This is a genomic window from Kineococcus rubinsiae (genome assembly GCF_011839805.1).
GTDB classification, from domain to species: domain Bacteria; phylum Actinomycetota; class Actinomycetes; order Actinomycetales; family Kineococcaceae; genus Kineococcus; species Kineococcus rubinsiae.
This window is the reverse complement of sequence record NZ_VWPY01000042.1, coordinates 1-24,407: the sequence shown is the minus strand read 5'-3', so window position 1 is coordinate 24,407 and position 24,407 is coordinate 1. Positions and strand designations below refer to the sequence as shown.

The following is a 24,407-nucleotide window of genomic DNA, read 5'->3' as shown; positions in this document are numbered from 1 at the left end:
GTTCGCCCGGCGAGCGGCGTCGGAACCAACGCTTACATTGACCGCGTGCGCGCCGATCCCCTCCCCGTCCTCCCGCGGGTCCTGCTGGGCGGCCTCGCCGCGACCACCCTGCTGCTCGCCGGGTGCAGCTCCGACGACGCCCCGACGGTGCGCACGGCCGAGGTGGCGCGCGGGGACGTGACGGAGGTCGTCGAGGCGCCGGGCACCGTGCAGCCGCGCGCGTCGGCGTCGGTGTCCTCCCCCGCGGCGGGCACGGTCGCCACGCTCCTCGTCGCCGACGGCCAGGACGTCCAGGCCGGTCAGGTCCTGCTCACCGTCGACTCCCCGCAGGCGCGGGCCAACCTGGCCCAGGCGGAGCAGGCCGACCGGGACGCGGCCTCCTCCGCGTCCTCGGGCAGCTCCACGGCCGACGCGCGCAAGCTCGCCGCCTCGCAGGCGGCCGCGGACCGCGACGCGCAGGCGCGCTTCGCGGACGCGCAGGCCGCGGCCGAGGCGCTGCCGGACCCGGCGGCGAAGGCGCAGGCGCTGGCTGCGGTGCAGACGTCGAAGACGCAGTACGAGCTCCTGACGCAGCAGACCCGCGCGCTCGTGCAGCAGGTGCAGTCGGGCCTGGGCAACCTCGACGGGGCCGTCGCCTCCCTGGGCCAGGCCCAGCGGCTGCAGACCCGGGCCGCCGTCTCGGCCGCGACCGCGACCGTCGAGGCGCTGACGGTGAAGGCCCCCATCTCCGGGCGCGTGTCCCTGTCCTCGACCGGCGGCGGCGGGGGCGGGTCCGCGCTGCCCGCGGGTGCGGCGGGCCTGCTGCAGCAGAGCGGCATCACGCTGCCCGAGGGAGCGCTCTCCGGAGCGGGTGGCGCGGCGGCGCCGGCCGCGGGGACGCCCGTGCTCGCGCAGGGCGCGGCCGTGGCGTCCGGGGCGGGCCTGCTCACGATCATCGACGCCTCCGTGCTGACCGTGACGGCCGACGTGGACGAGACCGACGTCCTGCAGGTCGTGCCCGGGGTGAAGGCCGACCTGCAGATCTCCGCGGTCCAGGGCGCGACCTACGCCGCGACCGTCACGAGCATCGACCCGACGGCGGCCTCCGCCGGCGGGGGAGCGGTGACGTACACGGCGCGCATGAGCTTCGACGGCGGCACCACCACGACCGGCGCACCGGCCCCCGCGCCGCTGCCCGGCATGACGGCCGAGGTGTCCCTGCGCGTGAAGGAGGCCCCGGGCGTCGTGGAGGTCCCCGCGTCGGCGGTCCTGCGCGGCCAGGGCGGCGCGAAGGACGCCGTCTGGGTCGTCGGCTCGGGCGAGCGGGCGCAGCGGCGCGACATCACCATCGGGGCTCGCGGCGAGGACGACGTCGAGGTCACCGAGGGGCTGCGCACGGGCGAGCGCGTCGTCGTGCAGGGCGTGGACGACGTCACCCAGGGCGAGCAGCTGCCGTGACGGCACCCGCTCCGTCCGGTGTCGACGGCCCGGCCACCTCGGGCCCCGCCATCGAGGCCGTGGACGTCACCCGCAGCTACGACCTCGGCGGGACCGTCGTCGACGCGCTGCAGGGCGTCAGCTTCGTCGTCGAGGAGGGCGAGTACGCGGCCATCGTCGGGCCCAGCGGGTCCGGCAAGTCCACGCTCATGCACCTGCTGGGCTGCCTGGACCGCCCCACCTCCGGGGTGCTGCGCGTCGGCGGTCGCGACGTGCTGGAGCTCGACGACTCCGAGCTCGCCGACCTGCGCAACCGCGAGGTCGGGTTCGTGTTCCAGTCCTTCCAGCTGCTGCCCCGCTCCACCGCCCTCGACAACGTCGGCCTGCCCCTGCTGTACCGGGGGACCAAGCGCGCCGAGCGGCGCGAGCTCGCGGAGGCGTCGCTGCGCGCCGTCGGCCTCGGGCACCGCCTCACCCACCGCCCCAACCAGATGTCCGGCGGCGAGCAGCAGCGGGTCGCGATCGCGCGGGCCCTGGTGGGCCGGCCCCGCATCCTGCTGGCCGACGAGCCGACGGGGAACCTCGACACCCGCAACGGCGCCGAGGTCATGCGGATCCTGGAGGAGCTGAACGCCGAGCAGGGCGTCGCGGTCGTCCTCGTCACCCACGACGACGAGGTCGCCGGCCGCGCCCGCCGCCAGGTCCGCGTGCGCGACGGCCGGGTGGAGCGCGACACCGCGCTCGAGGCCCGCCCCGCCGGTCCGGCCGGCGACGCTCCGGCCGGCGCAGGTCCGGCTGCGGCCGGGGAACCCGGCGCCCGGCACGTCGCCGGGCAGCAGGCGTGAAGGGCTTCGAGGCGTTCCGCGTCGCCTTCGACGCGCTGCGCGGCAACCGGCTGCGGAGCCTGCTCACGATGCTGGGCATCATCATCGGCATCGCGGCCGTCATCGTCGTCGTCTCGATCGGCGCCGGGGCGCGCGACCAGATCGAGTCCCAGGTCGAGGGCCTCGGCTCCAACCTCGTGCTCGTCGTGCCGGGTCAGCTGGACACCGCCAACCCCGGGCAGGGGGCCGCCGCCGCGTCGCCGCTGCAGGTCTCCGACGGGCGGGTGCTGGGCGACGTCGTCGGCGACGACGCCGCGGTCACGGCCCGGATCTCCTCCGCGGCCGAGGTGCGGGCCGGCAGCCGCGAGAGCTACGTCACCGTCCAGGGCTCCGACCAGAACCTGCCGTACGTGTTCACCCGGCCCGTCGCCGAGGGGGAGTTCTTCACCCAGGGCGACGTGGACACCCGGCAGCGGGTCGCGGTGCTGGGGTCGGTCACCTCGCAGGTCCTCTTCGCGGGCGCCGACCCGGTGGGCCGCCAGATCACCCTGGCCGGCACGCGGTTCCGGGTCGTGGGCGTCCTCGCGGAGCAGGGCGAGTCCTTCGGCGTCAGCCAGGACAACGAGGTCCACATCCCCATCACGACCGCGCAGCGGCTGTTCGGCATCGACCGGGTCGACGCGTTCGCGGTCAAGGCCCCCAGCGCGGCCGACGTCCCGGCCCTCTCGCGCGGCCTGCGCCAGGCCCTGCGCGAGGAGTACCCCGACCAGGAGTTCAGCGCGGTCACCCAGACCCAGATCCTCGGGGTGATCGGCGACATCCTCGGCCTGCTCACCGCCGTCCTGGCCTCCATCGCCGGGATCTCCCTGCTCGTCGGCGGGGTCGGGGTGTCCAACATCATGCTCGTCTCCGTGCGGGAGCGGACCAAGGAGATCGGGCTGCGCAAGGCGCTGGGCGCCCGGCAGCGCGACGTGCTGACGCAGTTCCTCGTCGAGGCCGTGCTCCTGACGTCCGTGGGCGGCGTCATCGGGATCGTCGTCGGGGTCGGTGGTTCCCTGCTGGTGAACGGGTTGTCCCCGCTGCCCGCGAAGGTCGAGTGGTGGTCGCCCGTGGTCGCGTTCGTCGTCTCCGCCGCGGTGGGCATCTTCTTCGGGGTCTTCCCCGCCCGCCGCGCGGGCCGGCTGGACCCCGTGGTCGCCCTGCGCACCGACTGAGGCGCAGCCGCACCTCCGCCGGGCTGCACAGGGCTGCACCGCTGCCGGGCCGCTCCGGGGCCCTCGCGTAGGGTCGCCGACGTGAGCGTCCGCAGAGTCACCGGCCTCGAGACCGAGTTCGGCATCTCCGTCCCCGGCGACCCGGGCGCGAACCCGATGCTGCTGTCCGCGCAGATCGTCAACGCCTACGCCTCCCCGGCGGCGGGCACCATGGCGGCCGCGCTGCGCACCCGCTGGGACTACGAGGACGAGGCGCCGCTGCGCGACGCCCGCGGGTTCGAGCTCGACCGCGCGCGGGCCCACCCCTCCCAGCTCACCGACGGGCGCCCGGGCGGGCGCCGCTCGGCGCCCAACGCCTCCGACGTCGCGAGCGCCGAGACCGACGACCCGACGATGGCCAACGTCATCCTCACCAACGGCGCCCGCCTCTACGTCGACCACGCCCACCCCGAGTACTCCTCGCCGGAGGTCCTCACCCCGCGCGACGCCGTGCGCTGGGACCGGGCGGGGGAGCGGATCGTGCTCGAGGCCCTGCGGCGGGTGGGCGCCACGCCCGGCCTCGCGGCCGTGACGATCTACAAGAACAACACCGACGGCAAGGGCGCCTCCTACGGCACCCACGAGAACTACCTCATGGACCGGGCGACGCCGTTCAGCGACGTCGTGCGCCACCTCACGCCGTTCTTCGTGTCCCGGCAGGTGTTCGCGGGTGCGGGCCGGGTCGGCATCGGGCAGGACTCCAGGACCGCCGGCTTCCAGGTCTCCCAGCGCGCCGACTTCTTCGAGGTCGAGGTCGGCCTCGAGACGACCATGAAGCGGCCGATCATCAACACCCGCGACGAACCCCACGCCACGGCCGAGAAGTACCGCCGCCTGCACGTCATCATCGGCGACGCCACCATGTGCGAGGTCGCGACGCTGCTGAAGGTCGGCACCACCTCCCTGGTGCTCGACGCCGTCGAGGCGGGCGCCCTGGAGGGCGGGCCCGCGGGCGACCTGCTGCTGGCCGAGCCCGTGCGCGCCCTGCACGAGATCTCCCACGACCCGACCCTCACGCAGCTCGTGCGGCTGCGCGACGGGCGCAAGCTCACGGCCGTGCAGCTGCAGTGGGCCTACTTCGAGGCCGCCTCCGCGTTCGTGGCCGACCGCACGGGCGCCGACACCGACGCCGACACGCGCGAGGTCCTCGAGCGCTGGGAGTCGGTGCTCACCCGGCTGGAGCGCGACCCGTTCCTCTGCGCGCGGGAGCTGGACTGGGTCGCGAAGCTGCGGCTGCTGGAGGGCTACCGCTCCCGCGACGGGCTGTCCTGGGACCACGCGCGCCTGCAGGCCGTCGACCTGCAGTGGTCCGACGTGCGGCCGGAGAAGGGCCTCTACCTCAAGCTCGCGCAGCGCGGCCAGGTCGAGGAGCTCGTGGCGGAGGAGGACGTCCGCCGCGCCGTGGACCACCCGCCGGAGGACACCCGCGCCTACTTCCGCGGCGAGTGCCTGGCCCGCTACGGCCCCCGCGTCGCCGCCGCGAGCTGGGACTCCGTGATCTTCGACGTGGCCGGCCGCGGTGCGCTGCAGCGCGTGCCGACGCTGGAGCCGCTGCGCGGCACCCGCGAGCACGTGGGCGCCCTGCTGGACCGGTGCCGGACCGCCGAGGAGCTCGTCGCCGCCCTCACCGGCGCCTGAGCTCATCCGCGGCGAGCCCCACCAGCGGGTGGGCGGGCGACGCGCGGCCGCCACCAGCGCGCTCAGCGCGGCACCGGGTTACATTCGGACCAACCGGACCCGCTGGGACCGGCCGATCTGACCGCGAGCCGTCAGGGGGCCAGCACATGACTGGACACGAGCAGCAGCGACCGACCCGCCGCGAGGACGAGCCGGACGAGACCCCGGTGGTGCCCGCGCAGGCCAAGGCGGCCGACACCGACGCCGACGTCGACTCCCTGCTCGACGAGATCGACGAGGTCCTGGAGTCCAACTCCGAGGAGTTCGTGCGGGGCTTCGTGCAGAAGGGCGGCGAGTAGCCGCTCCACCTGTCGGGCCCGTCCCGGCCGGTCGGCGCCGCCCGGCCGGTCCGGGAGGCGCCCGGTAGGGTCGCCCGGGTGAGCCAGCAGAGGGGATCGGACCCCAGCGGACGGCTCCCGGCGGCGTTCCACGTGCCGGGTTCCTCGTCCTTCACCGACTTCGTCCGCGACCACGCCCCCGAGGTGCTGCCGGGATCGCGGCCGCTGCCCGCGGGCGCGGTGCCCGCGCACGGCGGGCCCTTCACCGGAGGCCCCGGCGGCGGCCAGCCGCCGCACGCCACGACCATCGTCGCCATCGTCTGCGAGGCGGGTGTCGTCATGGCGGGCGACCGCCGCGCGACGGCCGGCAACATGATCGCCCAGCGCGACATCGAGAAGGTCTTCCCGGCCGACGACCACTCCTGCGTCGGCATCGCCGGCACCGCGGGCCTGGCGCTGGAGATGGTCCGCCTCTTCCAGGTCGAGCTGGAGCACTTCGAGAAGCTCGAGGGTGCGCTGATGTCCTTCGAGGGCAAGGCGAACCGGCTCTCGACGATGATCCGCGGCAACCTGGGCCTCGCCCTGCAGGGCCTCGCCGTCGTCCCGGTGTTCGCGGGCTACGACCTCGAGGCGGGCCGCGGGCGCATCGTCAGCTACGACGTCACGGGCGGGCGCTACGAGGAGGTCGACCACCACTCCGTCGGCTCCGGCAGCGTCTTCGCGCGCGGCGCCCTCAAGAAGCTGTTCCGCCCCGGCATGAGCGCGGCCGCCGCCGTCCGCGTGGCCGTCGAGGCGCTGTGGGACGCGGCCGACGACGACTCCGCGACGGGCGGGCCGGACCTGCTGCGCGGCATCTGGCCCGTCGTCACCGTCGTGACCGCACAGGGCTACCAGCGCGTCACCGACGCGGAGGTCGCGGCCGTCGTCGACGCCGTCGTCGCGAACCGCCGCGGCAACCCCGGTGGCCGCCCGCAGGAGAGCACGGAAGGAGCCAGCGGCGCATGAGCATGCCGTTCTACGTCTCGCCCGAGCAGGTCATGAAGGACAAGGCCGACTACGCGCGCAAGGGCATCGCCCGCGGTCGCGCCGTCGTCGTCGTGGCCTTCGCCGGCGGCATCGTCTTCGCCTCCGAGAACTCCTCCCGGGCGCTGCACAAGATCTCCGAGATCTACGACCGCGTCGCCTTCGCGGCGGTCGGCAAGTACAACGAGTTCGAGAACCTCCGGGTCGCGGGCGTGCGCTACGCCGACCTGCGCGGCTACTCCTACGACCGCAGCGACGTCACCGCCCGCGGGCTCGCCAACGCCTACGCGCAGACGCTCGGGACCATCTTCACGACCGAGTCGAAGCCCTACGAGGTCGAGCTCGTCGTCGCCGAGGTCGGCCCCGACCCGGCCGCGGACCAGATCTACCGCCTCACCTACGACGGCTCCGTGGCCGACGAGCACGGCTTCGTCGCCATGGGCGGCTCCGCCGAGCAGATCACCGCGAAGCTGGCCGAGCGCTGGTCGGCGGGCCTGAGCCTGGAGGAGGCCCTCGCGCTGGCCGTGGAGGCCCTGGGCAGCGACGCGGCCGCCGAGGCCGCGGGCCGGGGCCCCCGCACCATCGACCCCGAGCAGCTCGAGGTCGCTGTGCTGGACCGCACCCGCACCCGGCGGCTCTTCCGCCGCCTGCCCCCGCCGGTGCTGGTGTCCCTGCTCGCGCCCACCGCCGACGCCACCGCCGACTCCACCACCGCCGAGGCGGCGGCCCCCGACGCCGGCTGATCCACCACGCGGACCGGCACGGGAGCGCGGGCGTGCCGTGTTTCACTGCGCTCCCGCTCCGGGGTGTGCCTAAGGTGGGGTCATGGACCGCCGGATCTTCGGGCTAGAGACCGAGTTCGGCGTCACCTGTGCGTTCGAGGGTCAGCGCAAGCTGTCCCCGGACGAGGTGGCCCGCTACCTCTTCCGCAAGGTCGTCTCGTGGGGGCGTTCGAGCAACGTCTTCCTCAAGAACGGCGCGCGGCTCTACCTCGACGTGGGATCTCACCCCGAGTACGCCACCCCCGAGTGCGACGACGTGCGCCAGCTCGTCGTCCACGACCGCGCCGGTGAGCGGACCCTCGAGGGCCTGCTCATGGATGCCGAGCGGCGGCTGGAGGAGGAGGGCATCGCGGGTGAGGTGTACCTGTTCAAGAACAACACCGACTCCGCGGGCAACTCCTACGGCTGCCACGAGAACTACCTCGTCTCCCGCCACGGCGAGTTCGGCAAGCTGTCCGACGTCCTGATCCCCTTCCTGGTCAGCCGGCAGCTCATCGTCGGCGCGGGCAAGGTCGTCCAGACGCCCCGCGGGGCGGTGTACTCGCTGTCGCAGCGCGCCGACCACATCTGGGAGGGCGTCTCCAGCGCCACGACCCGCAGCCGGCCCATCATCAACACGCGCGACGAGCCGCACGCCGACGCCGAGCGCTACCGCCGCCTGCACGTCATCGTGGGCGACTCGAACATGTCCGAGACGACCACGATGCTCAAGGTCGGCGCGACCGACCTCGTGCTGCGCATGGTCGAAGAGGGCGTCCCGCTGCGCGAGATGACCATGGAGAACCCGATCCGGGCCATCCGCGAGATCAGCCACGACATGACGGGGCGCAAGCCCGTGCGCCTCGCCAACGGCCGCGAGGCCAGCGCGCTGGAGATCCAGCAGGAGTACCTGGACAAGGCCAAGGAGTTCGTCGAGACCCGCGGGCTGCACACGCCCACGATCAAGCGCGTCCTGGACCTCTGGGAGCGTGCGCTGCGGGCCGTGGAGACGCAGGACTTCTCCCTCGTCGACCGCGAGGTCGACTGGGTGATCAAGAAGAAGCTCCTCGACCGCTACATGGCGAAGCACGACCTGCCGCTGACCTCGCCCCGCATCGCGCGCCTGGACCTCGCCTACCACGACATCCACCGCAAGCGCGGGCTGCACTACATGCTCGCCAACCGCGGGATGGCCGAGCGCGTGTGCGCCGACATCGAGGTCTTCGAGGCCCTGTCGGTGCCGCCGCAGACCACCCGCGCGAAGCTGCGCGGCGACTTCGTGCGCGCGGCGCAGGAGAAGCGCCGCGACTTCACCGTCGACTGGGTGCACCTGAAGCTCAACGACCAGGCCCAGCGGACCGTCCTGTGCAAGGACCCGTTCAAGGCCGTGGACGACCGCGTGGAACGGCTCATCGAGAGCATGTGACAGCGGCCCGACAACCGCCGCAGGCCGCCGGCACAGGTGCGGCGGTTAGGGTTGCCGGGTCAGTCCGTCGACCGTGAGGACCCTCGTGCGCCGCCGCTTCGCCGCTCTGCCCGCTGCCGTGACCGTGGCCCTGGCCCTGTCCGTCGGCTCCTGCGCCTCCGAACCGGAGCCGGACCCGGCCGCGAGCTCCTCCAGCGCGAGTTCGTCCGCGACCCAGGCCGCCACCGAGGTGACGCCCGCGAAGGTCGACCCGGCCCTCGCCGTCGACGTCACGGGGGAGCCGGGCGTCAAGCCCACGGTGACCGTGAAGACGCCCCTCGCGGTCACGGAGACGACCAAGAAGATCGTCACGCAGGGCACGGGGCCGGAGATCAAGCTCGACGACACGGTCGAGTTCGCGTACACGCTGTACGCCGGCACCACGGGCGCCGAGGTCGACACCAGCTGGGGCGGCACCAACGCACGCTTCGAGGTCCAGGGCATCACGCGCGGCATCGCCCGCGGCATGCTCGGCGGCCACGTGGGCGACCGCGTCGCCATCGCCATCTCCCCGGCCGACGGGTTCGGCGCCAACGCCGCCAACTTCGGCGAGGGGCTCGACGAGGGCACGACGTTCGTGCTGGTCGCCGACCTCATCGGCGCCTACGTCGCCCCCACCGTCGCCACGGGCGAGCCCGTCGCCGCCCCCGCGGACCTGCCGGTCGTCACCGTCGGCGCGGACGGGATCCCCACCGGGTTCACCGTCTCCGACGCCACGAACAAGACGCCCGCCGACACGATCGCCCAGCCGCTGATCAAGGGCGCCGGGGCGGTCGTCGCCTCCGGCCAGACGCTGAAGATGCAGTACGTCGGCGCCACCCTCGCCGACGGCAAGGTCTTCCAGAGCTCGTGGGAGGCCCAGCCCTTCACGACGACCATCGGCACCGGTCAGGTCATCCAGGGCTGGGACAAGGGCATCGTCGGCCAGACCGTCGGCAGCCGCGTCGAGCTCGTCATCCCCGCCGCCCAGGCCTACGGTGACGCCCCGACGTCGGGTCAGCCCGCCGGCCCGCTCGTGTTCGTCGTCGACATCCTCGACGCGTACTGACCCGACCGACCCACCCGCAGAACGACCACCCCGAACCGGAGGAGCCCACCGTGAGCGACCGCACCAAGCCCGAGATCGACTTCCCCGAGGGCGAGCCGCCCGCCGACCTGCAGATCACCGACGTCACCGTCGGCGACGGCGAGGAGGCCAAGGCCGGGCACACCGTCAGCGCCCACTACGTCGGGGTCGCCTTCTCCACCGGCGAGGAGTTCGACTCCTCCTGGAACCGCGGGCAGCCGCTGGACTTCCCCCTCGGCGCCGGCATGGTCATCCAGGGCTGGGACCAGGGCATCCAGGGCATGAAGGTCGGCGGCCGGCGCAAGCTCGTCATCCCGCCGCACCTCGGCTACGGCGACCGCGGCGCCGGCGGCGCCATCAAGGGCGGCGAGACGCTGATCTTCGTCGTCGACCTCGTCTCGGTGAGCTGACCTCAGCTCCACGAGCCACGACCCACCCCGCGGTGGGCGCCGCACCGGCGCTCACCGCGGGGTGTCGTCGTCTCCGGCCCCCGCCACCGCTCCTGCCCCGGCGTGCAGCAGCCCGGCGGCGTGGCGGCCCGCGACCGCGGCGGCGAGGAACGACGCACGGTCCTCGGCCAGGCCCCGGCCCATCGTCGAGAGCCCCACGGGGCAGTCCGCGAGCGCCGCGTCGAGGCCGTCGGTGGGCACGTGGACGAGGCGGTGGCGGCCCGCGGGGGTGCACAGCTGCGCGGCCTGCCCGCGGACGCCGGCGGTGAAGGCGTCGTCCCCGGCGGGCACGGGCACGTCGCAGGGCAGCAGCGCGACACGCCCGACGGCGGTGGCGGAGTGGTGGCTCAGGCCGCGGTGGCGGGGCCGGGGGTCGGCCTGGGACACGCGCAGGGCGGCGACGGGGCGCCCGCCGAGGACGGCGGCGGCGTTCAGCGCCTCCCCGGCCGCGACCCCGGAGAACCCCCACCGCGAGCCCGTGCCGAGGTTGCCGGGCCCCTGCGCGACGACGGCGACGTCGGCGCCCGCGACGAGGCGGGCCGCGAGCAGGCCCGTGTGCACGGTGGCGGCCTCCAGGTCGCCCCCGAAGGCCTGCCCCGTGGTGACGCAGGCGGCGAGCCACCCGGCCGCGCGCAGGCCGGCCACGGTGCGGGAGAAGGCCGCGGGCAGGGCGCCCCCGTCGGTCATGACGTAGGCGACGCGGGCCCCGGGGGCGTCGGCGCGCAGACCGGCGACGACCGCGGGCAGCGCCGAGTGCAGGTCGGCGACGACCACGGGCATCCCGGCGAGGTCGTCGGCGTCGCGCAGCAGCTCGTGGACGGCGGACTCCTGCTCGTCGACGCCCAGCACCATGGCCTGCAGGGGCGTGTAGCGGGCCTTGACGAGGTGCCCGGGCCCCGGTGGGGGGTCGGCGGGCAGGGCGTCGGGCAGGGCCACGACGAGCGCGTAGCCGCCCGTGCCGAGCCCGCGGGCCTGCGCCGAGGTGTTCAGCAGGACCCGCACACCCGGGGCGGGGGTGCCGACGAGGGCGGGGTGGGCGAGGGCGCGGACCTCCTCGCCGTCCTCGAGGCGGGCCGTCAGCTCCTGCGACCCCGGCCAGGACCGCCCGAGCGCCGTCACCGTCGCGCTGCGCCACCTGATCACGCCCGCAGCGTAGAACCCCGCGTGATCGGCGCACCGGAGGGAACTGTCGGGTAGCGTCCGGTGACCGTGGCGGATGCGAACGGGGGGACCCCGGCGACGAGGGCCCGCGCGGCGGGCCGGAGCGCGGCGGCGGCCCCCGCGAGGACGCTGCCCGCGAAGGCGCCCGCGGTCTCGGGCGGCCGGCGCACGGAGCGGTTGCTGAACCTCGTCATCGCCCTGTCGGCCACGCGCCGCTGGCTCACCAAGCAGCAGATCCGCGAGGCCGTGCCCCAGTACGCCGACTGCGCCACGACGCAGGCCTTCGAGCGGATGTTCGAGCGCGACAAGGAGGACCTGCGCGAGCTGGGCGTGCCGCTGGTCATGGGCGGGGAGGACCCGCTGTTCGACGACGAGGCCGGCTACAAGATCGACCGGGACGCCTACGCGCTGCCCGAGATCACGTTCACGCCGGGGGAGCTGGCCGTGCTGTCGCTGGCGAGCCGGGTGTGGCAGCAGGCGAGCCTGGCCGGGCCCGCGACGCGGGCGCTGGTGAAGCTGCGCAGCCTCGGGGTGGAGCCCGACGAGAGCTCGCTGGTGGGGCTGGAGCCGCGCGTGCGCACGAGCGAGCCCGCCTTCGACCCGCTGTACGCCGCGACGCGCGACCGCACGCCCGTGACCTTCGAGTACCGCCGCTCCGGCGCGGAGCCCAGCACCCGCCACGTCGAGCCGTGGGCCATCGTCAGCTGGCACGGGCGCTGGTACCTCGTCGGGCACGACCGCGACCGCGGGGCCGTCCGCGTCTTCCGGCTCTCCCGGGTGTCCTCGGCCGTGCGCCGCGACGGGCGGCCCGGCTCGTACGCGGTGCCCGCGGGCATCGACCCCCGCGAGATCGTCGCGGGCTCGGTCAGCGCGCCCGTCGCCCGGCCCGCCCGCCTGCGGGTGCGCAGCGGCACGGGGCTCGCCCTGCGCCGGCGCGCCACCGGGGTCCACCCGGGGCACGGGGCGGACGCCAGCCACGACGAGGTCCTGCTCGACGTCGCCGACGTCGAGACCTCCGCCGACGAGCTCGCGGGCTACGGCGCCGACGTCGTCGTCCTCGACCCGCCGGAGCTGCGCGAGGCCGTCGTGCGGCGCCTGCGCGGCGCCGCGGGGCTGCGGGAGCAGCCGTGAGCGGCCGCGCGTCCACCGAGCGGCTGTCCCGGCTGCTCGCCGAGGTGCCCTACCTGCTGACCCACCAGGGCATCGCGCTGACGGAGGCGGCGGAGCACTTCGGGCTGTCCACCGACGACCTCGTCCACGACCTCGAGCTGCTGTTCGTGTGCGGCACGCCCGGGCACCTGCCGGACGACCTCATCGACGCCCAGTGGGACTCCGGCTACGTCTACCTCTCCAACGCCGACGCCATCGCGCGCCCGTCGCGGCTCGCGGTCGACGAGGCCGTCGCGCTGCTCGTCGGGCTGCGGACCCTGGCCGAGGTGCCCGGCCTGCACGACCGCGAGGCCCTGGACGGGGCGCTGGCCAAGCTCTCGCAGGCGGCGGGGGAGGCGGCCGCGGCCGCCGACAGCGTCGCCGTCGACGTGCGCGTGGCCGGCTCGGTGCTCGGCGAGGCCGCGGGGGAGCAGGCGCTGGCCACGGCCCGCACCGCGCTGCGCGAGCACCGCCGGTTGCACCTGACCTACCTGGTGCCCTCGCGCGACGAGCGCACCGAGCGCGACGTGGACCCGATGCGCCTGCTCAGCGTCGACGGGCGCTGGTACCTGGAAGCCTGGTGCCACCGCAGCGAGGGCGTGCGCCTGTTCCGGGTCGACCGCATCGAGGCCGCCACCGTCCTGGACGCCGACGGGACGCCGCCGCCGCAGGCCGAGCAGCGCGACGTCGACTCCGACCTGTTCCGCCCCAGCCCCGACGACCTCGTGGTGACGATCGACCTGGCCGCCCGCGCGGCCTGGGTCGTCGACTACTACCCGGTGGAGGCCGTCGAGGCGGCGCCGGAGGACGCCTGGGAGGAGGCGCAGCTGCGGGTGCGGCTGCGCACCGCGGACACGCGCTGGGTGCGCCGGCTCCTGCTGCGCCTGGGCGCCGGGGCCCGCGTCGTGGACCCGGGCTGGCTCGGCGTGGAGGTCCGGGAGGCGGCCCTGGCCGCCCTCGGCGGCTACGCCACGGAGTCCGACGGGGCCTGAGGGGCCTGCGGACCGCCCCGAACGGCCTAGCGGGGGCCCGGGCAGGCGGCCGTCCAGGGGGCCCCGACCCGTTCGGGTGCACCATTTCCCACCGGCTGTGGTCTTGACGTGACACGCTGTGGGAACAGGGTCCGCAGTCGTTCAAGGGATCCGGTGGTCGTGCCGAAGCAGTGGGTGTCGGACGGCGGAACAGCTGTCCAACCCCGGACGAGAGGTGCACGACGATGACCACCATCAAGGCTTCCTGCCCCTGCTGCGGCGACGTCGAGCTCACCCCCAAGCAGGTTCGCCTGGTGGTCTGCTCCGTGAAGGACCGCTCGTTCTACGCCTTCGACTGCCCCCAGTGCACCGACGAGGTCCGCAAGCCCGCGGGCGAGGACGTCGTCGCGCTGCTCGTCTCCGGCGGCGTGTCCGTCGAGCGCTGGGTCATCCCGGCCGAGGCCATGGAGGAGAAGCTCGGCTCCACCATCGCGTGGGACGACGTCCTCGACTTCGCCCTGGTCCTCGACTCCTGCGACGACCTCGCCTCCCTCGCGGGCCGCGGCCAGCGCTCGGTGCGCTGACCCGCCCACCGCACGACCCGCACCACCGCACGACCCGCACCACCGCACGACCCGCACGGCCGGACCCGGGTAGGGTCCCGACCGTGCTGTGGGCCCTCGTGTGGACCGTCCTGGGCCTCGCCGCCCTGGCGGTCCTCGGGCTCCTCGTGCGCCGCGACGTGAAGGCCGCCCTCGCGCTGCTGCGGGAGCTGGCCGCGGCCTCGGAGCAGCTCGCCCGCGTCAGCGCCGCCACGGGTCGCGACGACAGCACGGGTCCCGTCGACGGCTCCGGCCCCACGGGACGGCCCGTCACCTCCGAGGCACCGGGTGTGCACCTCCCCGCCGCCCTCGGGGGCCTGCGCGCCGCCGAGGCGGAGCTGCGCCGCTGGCTCGACTGGCCGATCGGGGCGCGTGACGCCCGCGGGCCCGGGGATGGACGTACGATGCTCGAGCAACGTCCCCCTCTGGAGGTATGAGCAACCATGGGCGCCCTCAAGCCTTGGCACGTCATCGTTCTCGTCGTCGTCCTCATGCTGCTCTTCGGCGCGAAGCGGATGCCCGACGCCGCCCGCGGCCTGGGCCGCTCGCTGCGCATCTTCAAGAGCGAGGTCAAGGAGATGCAGAAGGACGACGAGGTCGACGAGCCGGCCCAGCCGATCACCGGCAAGGTCGTCCGCCGCGACGTCGACGGCTCCGTCAACGGCCACGTGAGCGGCACGCACGACGGCGAGCCGTCGAGCGCCTCCCGCGACCGCTGACTCTCCTCACCCCCCGCGAGGTCTAGACCGTGGCTGTCACGACGACGTTCCGGCGGCGGAAGAACCCCAAGGACCCCGAGGGGCGGATGCCGCTGCGCGAGCACCTCGACGAGCTGCGCAAGCGGCTCTTCCGCGCCGCCATCGGCGTCGTGCTGGGTGCCGCCGGTGGCTGGTGGCTGTGGCCGAACCTGATCCTCCCCGCGCTCGAGAGGCCGTTCAACAGCCTCGGCGGCCGGGGCGGGCTGAACTTCGCCGGTGCCGTCAGCCCCCTGGACATCCAGTTCAAGGGTGCGCTGTGGGTGGGGCTCATCGTCTCCAGCCCGGTGTGGATCTACCAGCTCTGGGCCTTCATCACCCCGGGCCTGACCCGCAAGGAGCGCGGCTACGCCGTCGGCTTCGTGTCGGTCGGGGTGCCCCTGTTCCTCGCCGGCATGGGCCTGGCCTGGTACATCCTCCCGACCACGATGAAGCTGATCCAGCAGTTCACGCCGAACAGCGCCTTCAACTACATCGACGCCCCCAGCTACCTGTCGTTCGTCATGCGGCTGCTGCTGGCCTTCGGCATCGCCTTCCTGGTGCCGGTGCTGCTCGTCGCGCTGAACTTCATCGGCCTGCTGCCGGGTGCCGCGGTGCTGAAGCAGTGGCGCATCGTCGTCTTCCTCTGCTTCCTGTTCTCGGCCGTCTTCACCCCGACGCCGGACGCCCTGACGATGATCGTCATGGCCTGCCCGATGATCGTGCTGTTCGGCGTCGCCATCTTCATCTGCGTCATGAACGACCGGCGCCGGGTGCGCAACGCCCCGCAGGACGACTACTCCAAGCTCGACGACGACGCCGCCAGCCCCCTCTGAGCTGACCGGAGCGTGGACCGGGGCCGTGTCGGCCTCCTCGTGAACCCGACGGCGGGTCGCGGGGCAGGCCGTGCCGCGGGCCGCCGGGCGCTGGGTGCGCTGCGCCAGCTCGGCCACCCGGTGGTCGACCTCACCGGGGCCGACCTCGCGGACGCCCGCGCGCGCCTCGCCGCGGAGGTGCACGACCTCGAGGCCGTCGTCGTGGTCGGCGGGGACGGCCTCGTCCACGCGGCCGTCGAGGCCGTCGCCGGCACGGGCACCGCGCTCGGCATCGTCCCCGCGGGCACCGGCAACGACATCGCGCGCGGCCTCGACCTGGAGCTGGGCGACCCCGCCCTCGCTGTCCAGCGGGTCTCCACCGCCCTGCGCGAGGACCGGGCCCGCACCGTGGACGCCGTGCGCGTGCGCACCGCGGAGGGTGACGGCTGGTTCGTCAGCATCCTGGCCTCGGGGGTCGACGCCCTCATCAACGAGCGCGCCAACGCCTGGCGGTGGCCGTCGGGGCCCTCCCGCTACACCCTCGCGGCCGTCGCCGAGCTCGCGCGCGTGCGCTCGATCGCGCTGCGCGTCGTCCTCGACGGGGAGCGGGTCCTCGACGTCGACGCCCTCCTCGTGGCGGTCGCCAACACCCGCTCCTACGGCGGTGGCCTGCAGATGGCGCCGCACGCCGACCCCGCCGACGGCCTCCTCGACGTCGTCGTCGTCGACCGGCTGCCCGCCCACCGCGCCCTGACGGTGTTCCCGCGCGTGCGCTCCGGGCGCCACCTCGACCACCCCGCCGTGCACGTGCACCGCGCGCGCACCGTGCGCCTGGAGCTGCGGGAGGGCTCCGCCGCCCCCCGCCCGCACGCCGACGGCGAGCCCACCGGCCGCCTGCCCGTCACGTGCGAGGTCGTGCCCGGGGCGCTGCGGGTCCTCGCCTGAGCACCGCCGCCTCCCGGGCACGGACGGCGCCGACGGGCAGAGGGCCGACGCCCTGACGTAGGGTCGCGGCATGGCGAGCCCTGCCGAACGCTACGCGGCGGCACGCCGCCGCAGCGTGGCCTCACAGACCCAGCTGGCGGCCTTCGCGGCCACCCTCGGCTTCGACCTGGACCCGTTCCAGGTGCAGTCCTGCGAGGCCCTCGAGGCCGGCCGCGGGGTGCTCGTCGCGGCCCCCACGGGGGCCGGCAAGACGGTCGTGGGCGAGTTCGCCGTGCACCTGGCGCTGCAGACGGGCCGCAAGGCGTTCTACACGACGCCCATCAAGGCGCTGTCGAACCAGAAGTACAACGAGCTCGTGCAGCGTCACGGCGCCGCGAACGTCGGCCTCCTGACGGGCGACAACTCCGTCAACGGCGAGGCCCCCGTCGTCGTCATGACGACGGAGGTGCTGCGCAACATGCTCTACGCGGGGTCCTCGCTGCTGCAGGGCCTCGGCTACGTGGTCATGGACGAGGTGCACTACCTCGCCGACCGCTTCCGCGGCGCGGTCTGGGAAGAGGTGATCATCCACCTGCCCGCCGACGTGCTGGTGGCGTCGCTGTCGGCCACCGTGAGCAACGCCGAGGAGTTCGGCGCCTGGCTGGACACCGTGCGCGGGCACACCGACGTCATCGTCTCCGAGCACCGGCCCGTCCCGCTGTGGCAGCACCTGGCCGTCGGCACCCGCCTGTACGACCTGTTCACCGACCCCGACGGCGACCCGCTGGGCGGCGACGAGGGCTCCCTGGTCCCCGGCGCCGTGGTCAACCCCGAGCTCGTCGCGATGTCGCGCCAGCAGCTGCGCGCCGACCGCCTCGCCAGCACCTCCGGACGCGGCCGCCGCCGCGGCGAGGTCCGCGCGCACCAGCGCGGCCCGCACAGCGGCGGCAGCGACTCCGGCACCCGGCTGCAGGGCCCGCGGCGCGGCACCGCCAGCCGCGCGCAGGTCCTGGAGGTGCTCAACGGGCAGGGGCTCCTGCCGGCGATCACCTTCATCTTCAGCCGGGCGGGCTGCGACGCCGCCGTCCAGCAGTGCCTGGCCTGGGGCGTGCGGCTGACCACCCCCGAGGAGGGGCGGACCATCCGCGCCCTCGCCGAGGAGCGCTGCTCCGAGATCCCGAGCTCCGACCTCGCCGTGCTCGGCTACTGGGAGTGGCTGGACGGCCTCGAGCGGGGCCTCGCCGCCCACCACGCGGGGCTGCTGCCCGTGTTCAAGGAGACCGTCGAGCACCTCTTCGCGGCGGGCCTCGTCAAGGCCGTCTTCGCGACCGAGACGCTCGCGCTGGGCGTCAACATGCCCGCGAAGTCCGTCGTGCTGGAACGGCTCGTGAAGTGGAACGGGCAGACCCACGTCGACGTGACGCCGGGGGAGTACACCCAGCTCACCGGCCGCGCGGGCCGGCGCGGCATCGACGTCGAGGGCCACGCCGTCGTCCTTTGGGCCCCCGGCACCGACCCCGAGGCCGTCGCCGGGCTCGCCTCGCGCCGCACGTTCCCGCTGCGCTCCAGCTTCCGCCCGACGTACAACATGGCCGTCAACCTCGTCGAGCAGGTCGGCCGCGAAGCCGCCCGCGACATCCTCGAGACGTCGTTCGCGCAGTTCCAGGCCGACCGGGCCGTCGTCGGGCAGGCCCAGCAGATCCGCCACCAGCAGGAGGCCCTGGCCGGCTACCGCGAGGCCATGACCTGCCACCTCGGCGACTTCGGCGAGTACTTCGCGCTGCGCCAGGCCATCGGCGACCGCGAGCGGGAGCTCTCGCGCGCGGGCGCCGCCGAGCGCCGCGCCGAGGCGTCGCAGTCGGTGGAGAAGCTCACCCCCGGCGACGTGATCCGGCTGCCCAGCGGCCGCCGCGCCCAGTTCGCGGTCGTGCTCGACCTCGCCGACGGCAAGGGCTTCGACGGTCCCGCGCCGCGCGTGCTCACGCAGGACCGGCAGGTCCGCACCATCTCCGGCAGCGAGTTCGGGGCCGTCGTCGACCCGGTCGCCCGCGTGCGGGTGCCGAAGAGCTTCAACTGGCGCAGCCCCCAGGAGCGCCGCGACCTCGTCTCCTCGCTGCGCAACGCCCTCGCCGACGTGGGCGGCGGCGACGTCCCCCGCCGCCGCCGGCCCCCCTCCGGGGCCGACGAGGACGCGACGCTCGCCGAGCTGCGCCAGCGCCTGCGCGCGCACCCGTGCCACGGCTGCGCCGACCGCGAGGAGCACGCCCGCTGGGCCGTGCGCGAGGAGAAGCTGCGCCGCGACACGCAGCAGCTGCAGCACCGCGTCGAGGGCCGGACCGGCACGATCGCCCGCACCTTCGACCGCGTCTGCGACCTCCTCGCCGAGCTCGGCTACCTCACCCCGGACGGCCTGGCCGTCACCCCCGAGGGCCTCGCGCTGCGCCGGCTGAACGCCGAGACCGACCTGCTCGTCGCGCAGTGCCTGCGCCACGGCGTCTGGGACGGCCTGGACGCCGCCAACCTGGCCGCCGCGGTCTCCGCGCTGATCAACGAGTCCCGGCGCGACGAGGGCGGTCAGGCCGACCGCGTGCCCCGCCGCGCGGAGGACGCCATCGCCGCCACCACCCGCTGGTGGAGCGAGCTGACCGACCGCGAGGAGGCCCACAAGGTCCCCGTGACCCGCGAGCCCGACGCCGGGCTGGCGTGGGCCGTGCACCGGTGGGCGTCGGGGCACCGCCTCGACGAGGTGCTGCGCGACGCCGACCTCGCGGCGGGCGACTTCGTCCGCCGCTGCAAGCAGCTGGTGGACCTGCTCGACCAGATCGCCGCCGCGGCCACCGACCAGGGCGTGCGGCGGGCGGCGCGCGAGGCCGTCGACCGCGTGCGCCGCGGGGTCGTGGCGCACACCTCCCTCACCTGAGGGAGGGTCAGCGCAGGGACGCGAGCGCCACCAGGACCCGCTCGACGCTGCTCTGCACGCCCCAGCGGTGCACGAGCTCGCCGAGCGCGTCCACGTCCGCGGGCTGCGTCGGGACGAGCCCCTCGACCTCGGCCACCGGCGCCTCGCGGACGGTGCGCACGACCAGGGGAGCCGCGGCGAGGTACCCGGCCGCGTCGAGCAGCTTGGTGCGCTGCCCCCCGGACAGGTCGCTCGCAGGGTCCTGCGCGGCCGCCTGCACCCCGGCCAGGTCGCCGAAGCGGCGCAGCAGCCCCACCGCGGTCTTCTCGCCGATGCCGGCGACGCCCGGCAGCCCGTCGGAGGGGTCCCCGCGCAGGACGGCCATGTCGGCGTAGGCCTGACCGGAGTCCACGTCGTACTTCGCCCGCAGCCAGGCGAGGTCGACGACCTCGAGCTTGCGCACACCGCGCCCGACGTAGAGGACCTGGACGGCCGGGCCGCCCGCGTCGGCGTCGGAGACGAGCTGGAAGAGGTCGCGGTCGCCCGTCACGACGTCCACGTCGCTGCCGCGCGCCGCGGCCCGCGTCGCGAGGGTGGCCATGACGTCGTCGGCCTCGAAGCCCGGGCAGCCGACGCGGGCGATGCCGAGGGCGGCGAGGACGTCGACGATGACGGGCACCTGCGGGCCCAGCGCGTCCGGGGCGTCCTCCCCGCCGTCGGCGGCGACGCGGTGCGCCTTGTAGGAGGGCAGCGCCTCGACGCGGAACGCGGGGCGCCAGTCGTCGTCCCAGCAGGCGACGAGGTGCGTCGGGCGGTGCTGGGTCAGCAGGTAGGCGATCGAGTCCAGGAAGCCGCGCACGGCGTTGACGGGGGTGCCGTCCGGGGCCGTCAGGGAGTCCGGGACGCCGTGGAAGGCGCGGAAGTACAGCGACGCGGAGTCCAGGAGCATCAGGCAGGGCACCCGGCGATCCTCGCAGGAGGGACGGGGGATCCGTGGAGCTCTCGCACAGGGTCGCCGGCCGCCGGGGCGGGGGTCCGTCGCACCGCCGATGCTGGTGCCACCGAACGAGGGATACCGGCGAGCGCCCGCAGGCGCATGCTGGTCACATCGTCGGGGGACCGACGACCGGGGGCCCGGCCGAGACCGGGCCGTCCGGACAGCACCGACGGAGGAGCAGCAGTGCAGACCACGACGCGCAACCGGACCACGAAGACCTGGAGCAGGGGACGTCTCGCCTCCTTCTCCGTCGCTGGGGCGGCCGTGCTCGCCCTGGGCCTCGGCGCCTGCAGCAGCGGCGGCGACTCCGCGGCGGCCCCGTCGGTGGCCTCGCCCGCCACCCAGCTCAGCGCCTTCCAGGTGGTGCAGGCCAGCTCGCAGCAGTCGAAGGAGGCCGGCAGTGCCAAGTTCGCCCTCGACGTCTCCGGCACCGCGCAGGGCCAGGCCGTGGCCGTCACGGGGGAGGGCGCCTTCGACGCCGCCACGCAGGCGTTCGAGATGAAGCTCACGCTGCCGCAGCAGGCCGGCGGCACCGCCGTGACGCTGCGCCTGGTGGACGGGACGGCCTACCTCTCCGGCGCCCCGCTGACGGCGGCCGGGCAGTGGATCGAGGTGCCGCTGGATGCGCTGGCGCAGCAGGGCCTGGACACCTCCACCGTCGACCCGGCCAAGCAGCTGGAGCAGCTGCAGGCCGCGGCCTCCGACGTGAAGGAGGTCCCGGGCACCACGGTGCGCGGGGTCGAGGCCAAGGGCTACGCCGGCACCATCGACGTGCAGAAGGCCTACGACCAGCTGCCCGCCGAGCAGAAGACGCCCGAGGCGCAGCAGGCGATCACCGAGGCCGGGATCACCTCGATCCCCTTCACCCTCTACGTCGACGACCAGAACCGCCCCGTGCGCGTCGTCGAGGAGATCACCGCCCAGGGCTCGACCGTGAAGGTCTCCACGGACTTCTACGACTGGGGCTCCGACGTCGCCGTGGCCGTCCCCGACCCGGCCAGCGTCACGGAGATGCCGGGCATGGCGGCGATGCAGGGGGCCGCGGCTCCCGCGCAGAGCTGACTCGTTCACAGCTGACCCGTCCAGAGCTGAACCGGATCGAGCAGCCGGGGTCCCCACCGGGACCCGATCGAGGAGCCGCGTCCCCCACCCGGGGACGCGGCTCCCCGCGCGTCGGCGGTCCGGCCTAGCCTGCCGGGGTGGCCACTCCTCCTGCGCGCCGGCTCTACCGGGGCGGCGCGATCTACAGCCCCAGCGACCCCTTCGCGACCGCGATGGTCGTCGAAGGCGGTTCCATCGCCTGGATCGGCGCGGACGAGGCCGCGGGGCCCTGGACGCGCGAGGGCGACGAGGTCGTCGAGCTCGACGGCGCCCTGGTCACCCCGGCCTTCGTCGACGCGCACGTGCACACCACGGAGACGGGCCTGCTCCTGACCGGGCTCGACCTGACCGGGGCCCGCAGCGGCCGGCAGGTGCTGGACGCCGTGGCCGCCGCGGTGCGCGGCGGGGCGAGCGCGGTCCTGGGCCACGGCTGGGACGACTCGGCGTGGCCGGACGGGCGCCCCACCCGCGAGCAGCTGGACGTCGCCGCCGGAGGGGCGCCGGTGTACCTGTCCCGCATCGACGTGCACTCCGCGCTGGTCTCCAGCTCGCTGGCCGCGATCGCGGAGCTGGCCGGGACGGCGGGCTGGGACCCGCAGGGGTGGGTCACCCTCGACGCGCACCACGCGGCGCGCGACGCCCGCTGGCGCATCCTCGGCCCCGCGGACCGCGAGCGCGCGCAGCGGTCGGCGCTGCGTCAGGCCGCGAGCGTCGGGATCGCGACCGTGCACGAGATGTCGGGGCCGCACATCAGCGGCCCGGGGGACCTGGCGGCCCTCGTCGCCCTCGCCGGGGCCGGGGCCGCGGGGGAGCACGCGGCGGGGCGCGAGGCGCTGCCCGACGTCGTGCCCTACCGGGCCGAGGCCGCCGCCAGCGTCGAGGAGGTCCGCGACCTGCTGGCCGCCGCGGCCGCGGAGGGCGTCGAGCTCGCGGGCCTGGGCGGCGACCTCAACGTCGACGGGGCCCTCGGCTCGCGCACGGCGCGGCTGCGGGCGGACTACGCCGACGCACCCGGGCACCGCGGGAGCCTGCAGATGGGCGTCGCGCAGCTGCGCGACCACCTGCACGCCTGCACCCGGGCGGGGGTCCCCGCCGGGTTCCACGCCATCGGCGACGAGGCGCTGGACGTCCTGTGCGCGGCGCTGGAGGAGGTCGAGGCCGACCTCGGCACCCCGGCCGTGGCGTCGGCGGGGCACCGCGTCGAGCACGCCGTGGCGGTGGACGAGCACGCCGTCGGGGTCCTCGCGCGGCTGGGGATCGCGGCGTCGGTGCAGCCGGCCTTCGACGCGGCGTGGGGCGGTCCCGACGGGGCCTACGCGGCGCGGCTGGGGCCCGAGCGCGCCCGCGCGCTGCACCCCTTCGCGGCGCTGGCCGCCGCGGGCGTGCCGCTCGCGCTGGGCTCCGACAGCCCCGTGACCCCGCTGGACCCCTGGGGCGCGGTGCGGGCCGCGGCCTTCCACCGCACCCCCGAGCACGCGACGTCCGTGCGGGCGGCCTTCCTGGCCCACACCCGCGGCGGGCACCGCGTCGCCCGCACCGGGCACCCGGGGGCGCTGCGCCCCGGCGCGCCCGCCAGCTACGCGGTGTGGGCCGCGGGGGACCTCCTGGTCCAGGCCCCGGACGGGCGCCTCGCGGCGTGGAGCACCGACGAGCGCTCCGGCACGCCCGGGCTGCCCGACCTCTCACCCGGCGTGCCGGCGCCGGAGTGCCGGCGCACGGTCCTCGACGGCGTCGTCCTGCACGACCGGACGGCGTGACGACGCGCGACGCCGCGTGATGAAGTGATCACCCTGCGACACGCCGAACGACACGCCGGGGAGCTCGTCCCGCGGCCCCGCCGTTGCACCGCCGTGACCTGCACCGACGGACGTCGCCGCAGGTCACGGGACGGTTGACACCCCCCGCGGTCCGAGTAGCTTCGACAGCGCAGTCCACGACGAGGAAGACCGGCCAGGCCCGTGCCCGGGTGCCGTCGCAGCCGCACCACCTGCGACGGCTCGGGGGACGGACGGGTCGGATGTGGGCGAGGTCGGGTCCGCGCGCCCCTAGACAACGGCGCGCGCCTCGTGGCCAGCGGGGCGTGCGACGGCACGACGGGCGCCGCGGGCCCGGCCAGCCCCTCGTGGGGCGTGCCGGCCGGGACCTCGGTCCCGGCGGGTACCCGCCCCCACCTCCGTCCCCACAGCCCACCTCGCTCCCGGACCACGTCGTTCCAGCACCCAGGTGCGCCACGTACCCTCGTCCGGTGAGACCCGCCCCGCCGGCCCCGCTGCCGCTGCTCGCCTCGCTGCCCCTGGCGGTCCTCGGCGGCCTCGCCGCGTGGGCGGCCTTCCCCGGAAGCGCGTCGGACTCGGGGTGGTGGATCGCCGCCCCCCTCGCCGTCGCGCTGCTGAGCCTCGCGACCCACGCCGCGCGCGCCCGCCGCGGGGCCCTGCTGGGACTCGCCTTCGGGTGGGCGTTCTCGATCCCGCACGTGGCGTGGAGCGGGACGTACGTGGGGCTGCTGCCGTGGTTCGCCCTGGCGACCGCGTGCGCGGGCTTCTACACCGTCCTGGGCTTCTTCCTGCCCCGCCTGCAGCGCGCCCGCTGGGGCCTCGGCCCGCTGGCCGTGGCGTGCGGCTGGATCGCCGTGGAGGCCCTCGCCGAGCGCCAGCCGTTCGAGGGGTTCCCGTGGGGCAAGCTCGCCTTCTCCCAGGCCGACGCGCCCACCCTGGGTCTCGCCGCCCTCGGTGGAGCGCCCCTGGTCAGCTTCGGCGTCACCCTGGCCGGGGCGCTGCTCGCCGCGGCCGTCCTCGCGCTGGCCCGCGTGCCCGCGCCGCCGTCGGCGCCCCGCCCGGCGCGC

The 24,407-nt window shown here is 75.3% G+C and carries 22 protein-coding genes and 1 pseudogene; 21 read left to right on the top strand and 2 right to left on the bottom strand.

Annotated elements, in window-relative coordinates; genetic code table 11:
* Window positions 1–45: 45 nt before the first annotated feature.
* The 10 genes from F1544_RS17205 to F1544_RS17160 all read left to right on the top strand — a co-directional run bounded on the left by F1544_RS17205 (window position 46) and on the right by F1544_RS17160 (window position 10,173).
* Window positions 46–1,437 carry an efflux RND transporter periplasmic adaptor subunit gene (locus F1544_RS17205; RefSeq protein WP_167587353.1) on the top strand — a complete coding sequence of 464 codons (1,392 nt, stop codon included), beginning with the start codon at window positions 46–48 and terminating at the stop codon, window positions 1,435–1,437.
* Window positions 1,434–2,261, top strand: coding sequence for an ABC transporter ATP-binding protein (locus F1544_RS17200; RefSeq protein WP_308470146.1), 828 nt, complete (start codon window positions 1,434–1,436; stop codon window positions 2,259–2,261). Before F1544_RS17205 ends, F1544_RS17200 begins: the two co-directional genes overlap by 4 nt.
* Window positions 2,258–3,454 carry an ABC transporter permease gene (locus F1544_RS17195; protein WP_167587352.1) on the top strand — a complete coding sequence of 399 codons (1,197 nt, stop codon included), beginning with the start codon at window positions 2,258–2,260 and terminating at the stop codon, window positions 3,452–3,454. Before F1544_RS17200 ends, F1544_RS17195 begins: the two co-directional genes overlap by 4 nt.
* An 81-nt stretch (window positions 3,455–3,535) precedes the next feature.
* Window positions 3,536–5,131, top strand: a complete 1,596-nt coding sequence (gene dop, locus F1544_RS17190) for a depupylase/deamidase Dop (RefSeq protein WP_167587351.1) — start codon at window positions 3,536–3,538, stop codon at window positions 5,129–5,131.
* Between the two features lie 146 nt (window positions 5,132–5,277).
* Window positions 5,278–5,469, top strand: coding sequence for a ubiquitin-like protein Pup (locus F1544_RS17185; RefSeq protein WP_167587350.1), 192 nt, complete (start codon window positions 5,278–5,280; stop codon window positions 5,467–5,469).
* A 78-nt stretch (window positions 5,470–5,547) separates the two neighbouring features.
* The gene (prcB, locus tag F1544_RS17180) at window positions 5,548–6,453 is read left to right on the top strand and encodes a proteasome subunit beta (RefSeq protein ID WP_167587349.1); all 906 of its coding nucleotides are present in this window, start codon (window positions 5,548–5,550) and stop codon (window positions 6,451–6,453) included.
* On the top strand, window positions 6,450–7,214 hold the full coding sequence (prcA, locus tag F1544_RS17175) for a proteasome subunit alpha (RefSeq protein WP_167587348.1): 765 nt from the start codon (window positions 6,450–6,452) through the stop codon (window positions 7,212–7,214). Before prcB ends, prcA begins: the two co-directional genes overlap by 4 nt.
* Window positions 7,215–7,296: 82 nt before the next feature.
* The gene (gene pafA, locus F1544_RS17170) at window positions 7,297–8,658 is read left to right on the top strand and encodes a Pup--protein ligase (RefSeq protein ID WP_167587347.1); all 1,362 of its coding nucleotides are present in this window, start codon (window positions 7,297–7,299) and stop codon (window positions 8,656–8,658) included.
* Window positions 8,659–8,731: 73 nt separating this feature from the next.
* Window positions 8,732–9,745: an FKBP-type peptidyl-prolyl cis-trans isomerase gene (locus F1544_RS17165; RefSeq protein ID WP_167587346.1), complete on the top strand. Its 1,014-nt coding sequence runs from the start codon at window positions 8,732–8,734 to the stop codon at window positions 9,743–9,745.
* 50 nt (window positions 9,746–9,795) lie between these two features.
* Window positions 9,796–10,173 carry an FKBP-type peptidyl-prolyl cis-trans isomerase gene (locus F1544_RS17160; RefSeq protein WP_167587345.1) on the top strand — a complete coding sequence of 126 codons (378 nt, stop codon included), beginning with the start codon at window positions 9,796–9,798 and terminating at the stop codon, window positions 10,171–10,173.
* A 51-nt stretch (window positions 10,174–10,224) separates the two neighbouring features.
* On the opposite strand, the gene F1544_RS17155 is transcribed toward F1544_RS17160, so the two are convergent.
* Complete coding sequence (locus F1544_RS17155; protein ID WP_167587344.1) at window positions 10,225–11,355, bottom strand: DUF3866 family protein; 1,131 nt, start codon at window positions 11,353–11,355, stop codon at window positions 10,225–10,227.
* A 66-nt stretch (window positions 11,356–11,421) separates the two neighbouring features.
* On the opposite strand from F1544_RS17155, the gene F1544_RS17150 reads away from it, so the two are divergent.
* The 8 genes from F1544_RS17150 (at window position 11,422) to F1544_RS17115 (ending at window position 19,488) form a co-directional block, all read left to right on the top strand.
* Window positions 11,422–12,504, top strand: a complete 1,083-nt coding sequence (locus F1544_RS17150; RefSeq protein WP_208972084.1) for a helix-turn-helix transcriptional regulator — start codon at window positions 11,422–11,424, stop codon at window positions 12,502–12,504.
* Complete coding sequence (locus F1544_RS17145) at window positions 12,501–13,514, top strand: helix-turn-helix transcriptional regulator (protein ID WP_167587343.1); 1,014 nt, start codon at window positions 12,501–12,503, stop codon at window positions 13,512–13,514. Before F1544_RS17150 ends, F1544_RS17145 begins: the two co-directional genes overlap by 4 nt.
* A gap of 224 nt (window positions 13,515–13,738) precedes the next feature.
* On the top strand, window positions 13,739–14,077 hold the full coding sequence (locus F1544_RS17140; protein WP_167587342.1) for a hypothetical protein: 339 nt from the start codon (window positions 13,739–13,741) through the stop codon (window positions 14,075–14,077).
* A gap of 83 nt (window positions 14,078–14,160) precedes the next feature.
* On the top strand, window positions 14,161–14,532 hold the full coding sequence (locus F1544_RS17135; RefSeq protein WP_167587341.1) for a hypothetical protein: 372 nt from the start codon (window positions 14,161–14,163) through the stop codon (window positions 14,530–14,532).
* Window positions 14,533–14,538: 6 nt separating this feature from the next.
* Window positions 14,539–14,814 (top strand): Sec-independent protein translocase subunit TatA, encoded by a 276-nt coding sequence (tatA, locus tag F1544_RS17130; RefSeq protein WP_167587340.1) that lies wholly within the window; start codon window positions 14,539–14,541, stop codon window positions 14,812–14,814.
* A 29-nt stretch (window positions 14,815–14,843) separates the two neighbouring features.
* The gene (tatC, locus tag F1544_RS17125) at window positions 14,844–15,665 is read left to right on the top strand and encodes a twin-arginine translocase subunit TatC (RefSeq protein WP_308470145.1); all 822 of its coding nucleotides are present in this window, start codon (window positions 14,844–14,846) and stop codon (window positions 15,663–15,665) included.
* A 12-nt stretch (window positions 15,666–15,677) separates the two neighbouring features.
* Complete coding sequence (locus F1544_RS24760; protein ID WP_167587339.1) at window positions 15,678–16,589, top strand: diacylglycerol kinase family protein; 912 nt, start codon at window positions 15,678–15,680, stop codon at window positions 16,587–16,589.
* Window positions 16,590–16,659: 70 nt separating this feature from the next.
* Entirely contained in the window at window positions 16,660–19,488 is a 2,829-nt protein-coding gene (locus F1544_RS17115; protein ID WP_167587338.1) for a DEAD/DEAH box helicase, read from the top strand.
* 7 nt (window positions 19,489–19,495) lie between these two features.
* Here the strand turns inward: F1544_RS17115 and F1544_RS17110 are convergent, their stop codons facing one another.
* Entirely contained in the window at window positions 19,496–20,416 is a 921-nt protein-coding gene (locus F1544_RS17110; protein ID WP_167587369.1) for a 5'-3' exonuclease, read from the bottom strand.
* A 231-nt stretch (window positions 20,417–20,647) separates the two neighbouring features.
* Here F1544_RS17110 and F1544_RS17105 point away from each other — a divergent pair, with 231 nt between their 5' ends.
* The 3 genes and pseudogenes from F1544_RS17105 to F1544_RS17095 form a co-directional block, all read left to right on the top strand.
* Complete coding sequence (locus F1544_RS17105) at window positions 20,648–21,526, top strand: SCO4651 family lipoprotein (RefSeq protein WP_167587337.1); 879 nt, start codon at window positions 20,648–20,650, stop codon at window positions 21,524–21,526.
* Window positions 21,527–21,738: 212 nt separating this feature from the next.
* Window positions 21,739–23,322 carry an amidohydrolase gene (locus F1544_RS17100; RefSeq protein ID WP_167587368.1) on the top strand — a complete coding sequence of 528 codons (1,584 nt, stop codon included), beginning with the start codon at window positions 21,739–21,741 and terminating at the stop codon, window positions 23,320–23,322.
* 488 nt (window positions 23,323–23,810) lie between these two features.
* A pseudogene (locus tag F1544_RS17095) lies at window positions 23,811–24,407 on the top strand (apolipoprotein N-acyltransferase); the annotation flags it as partial.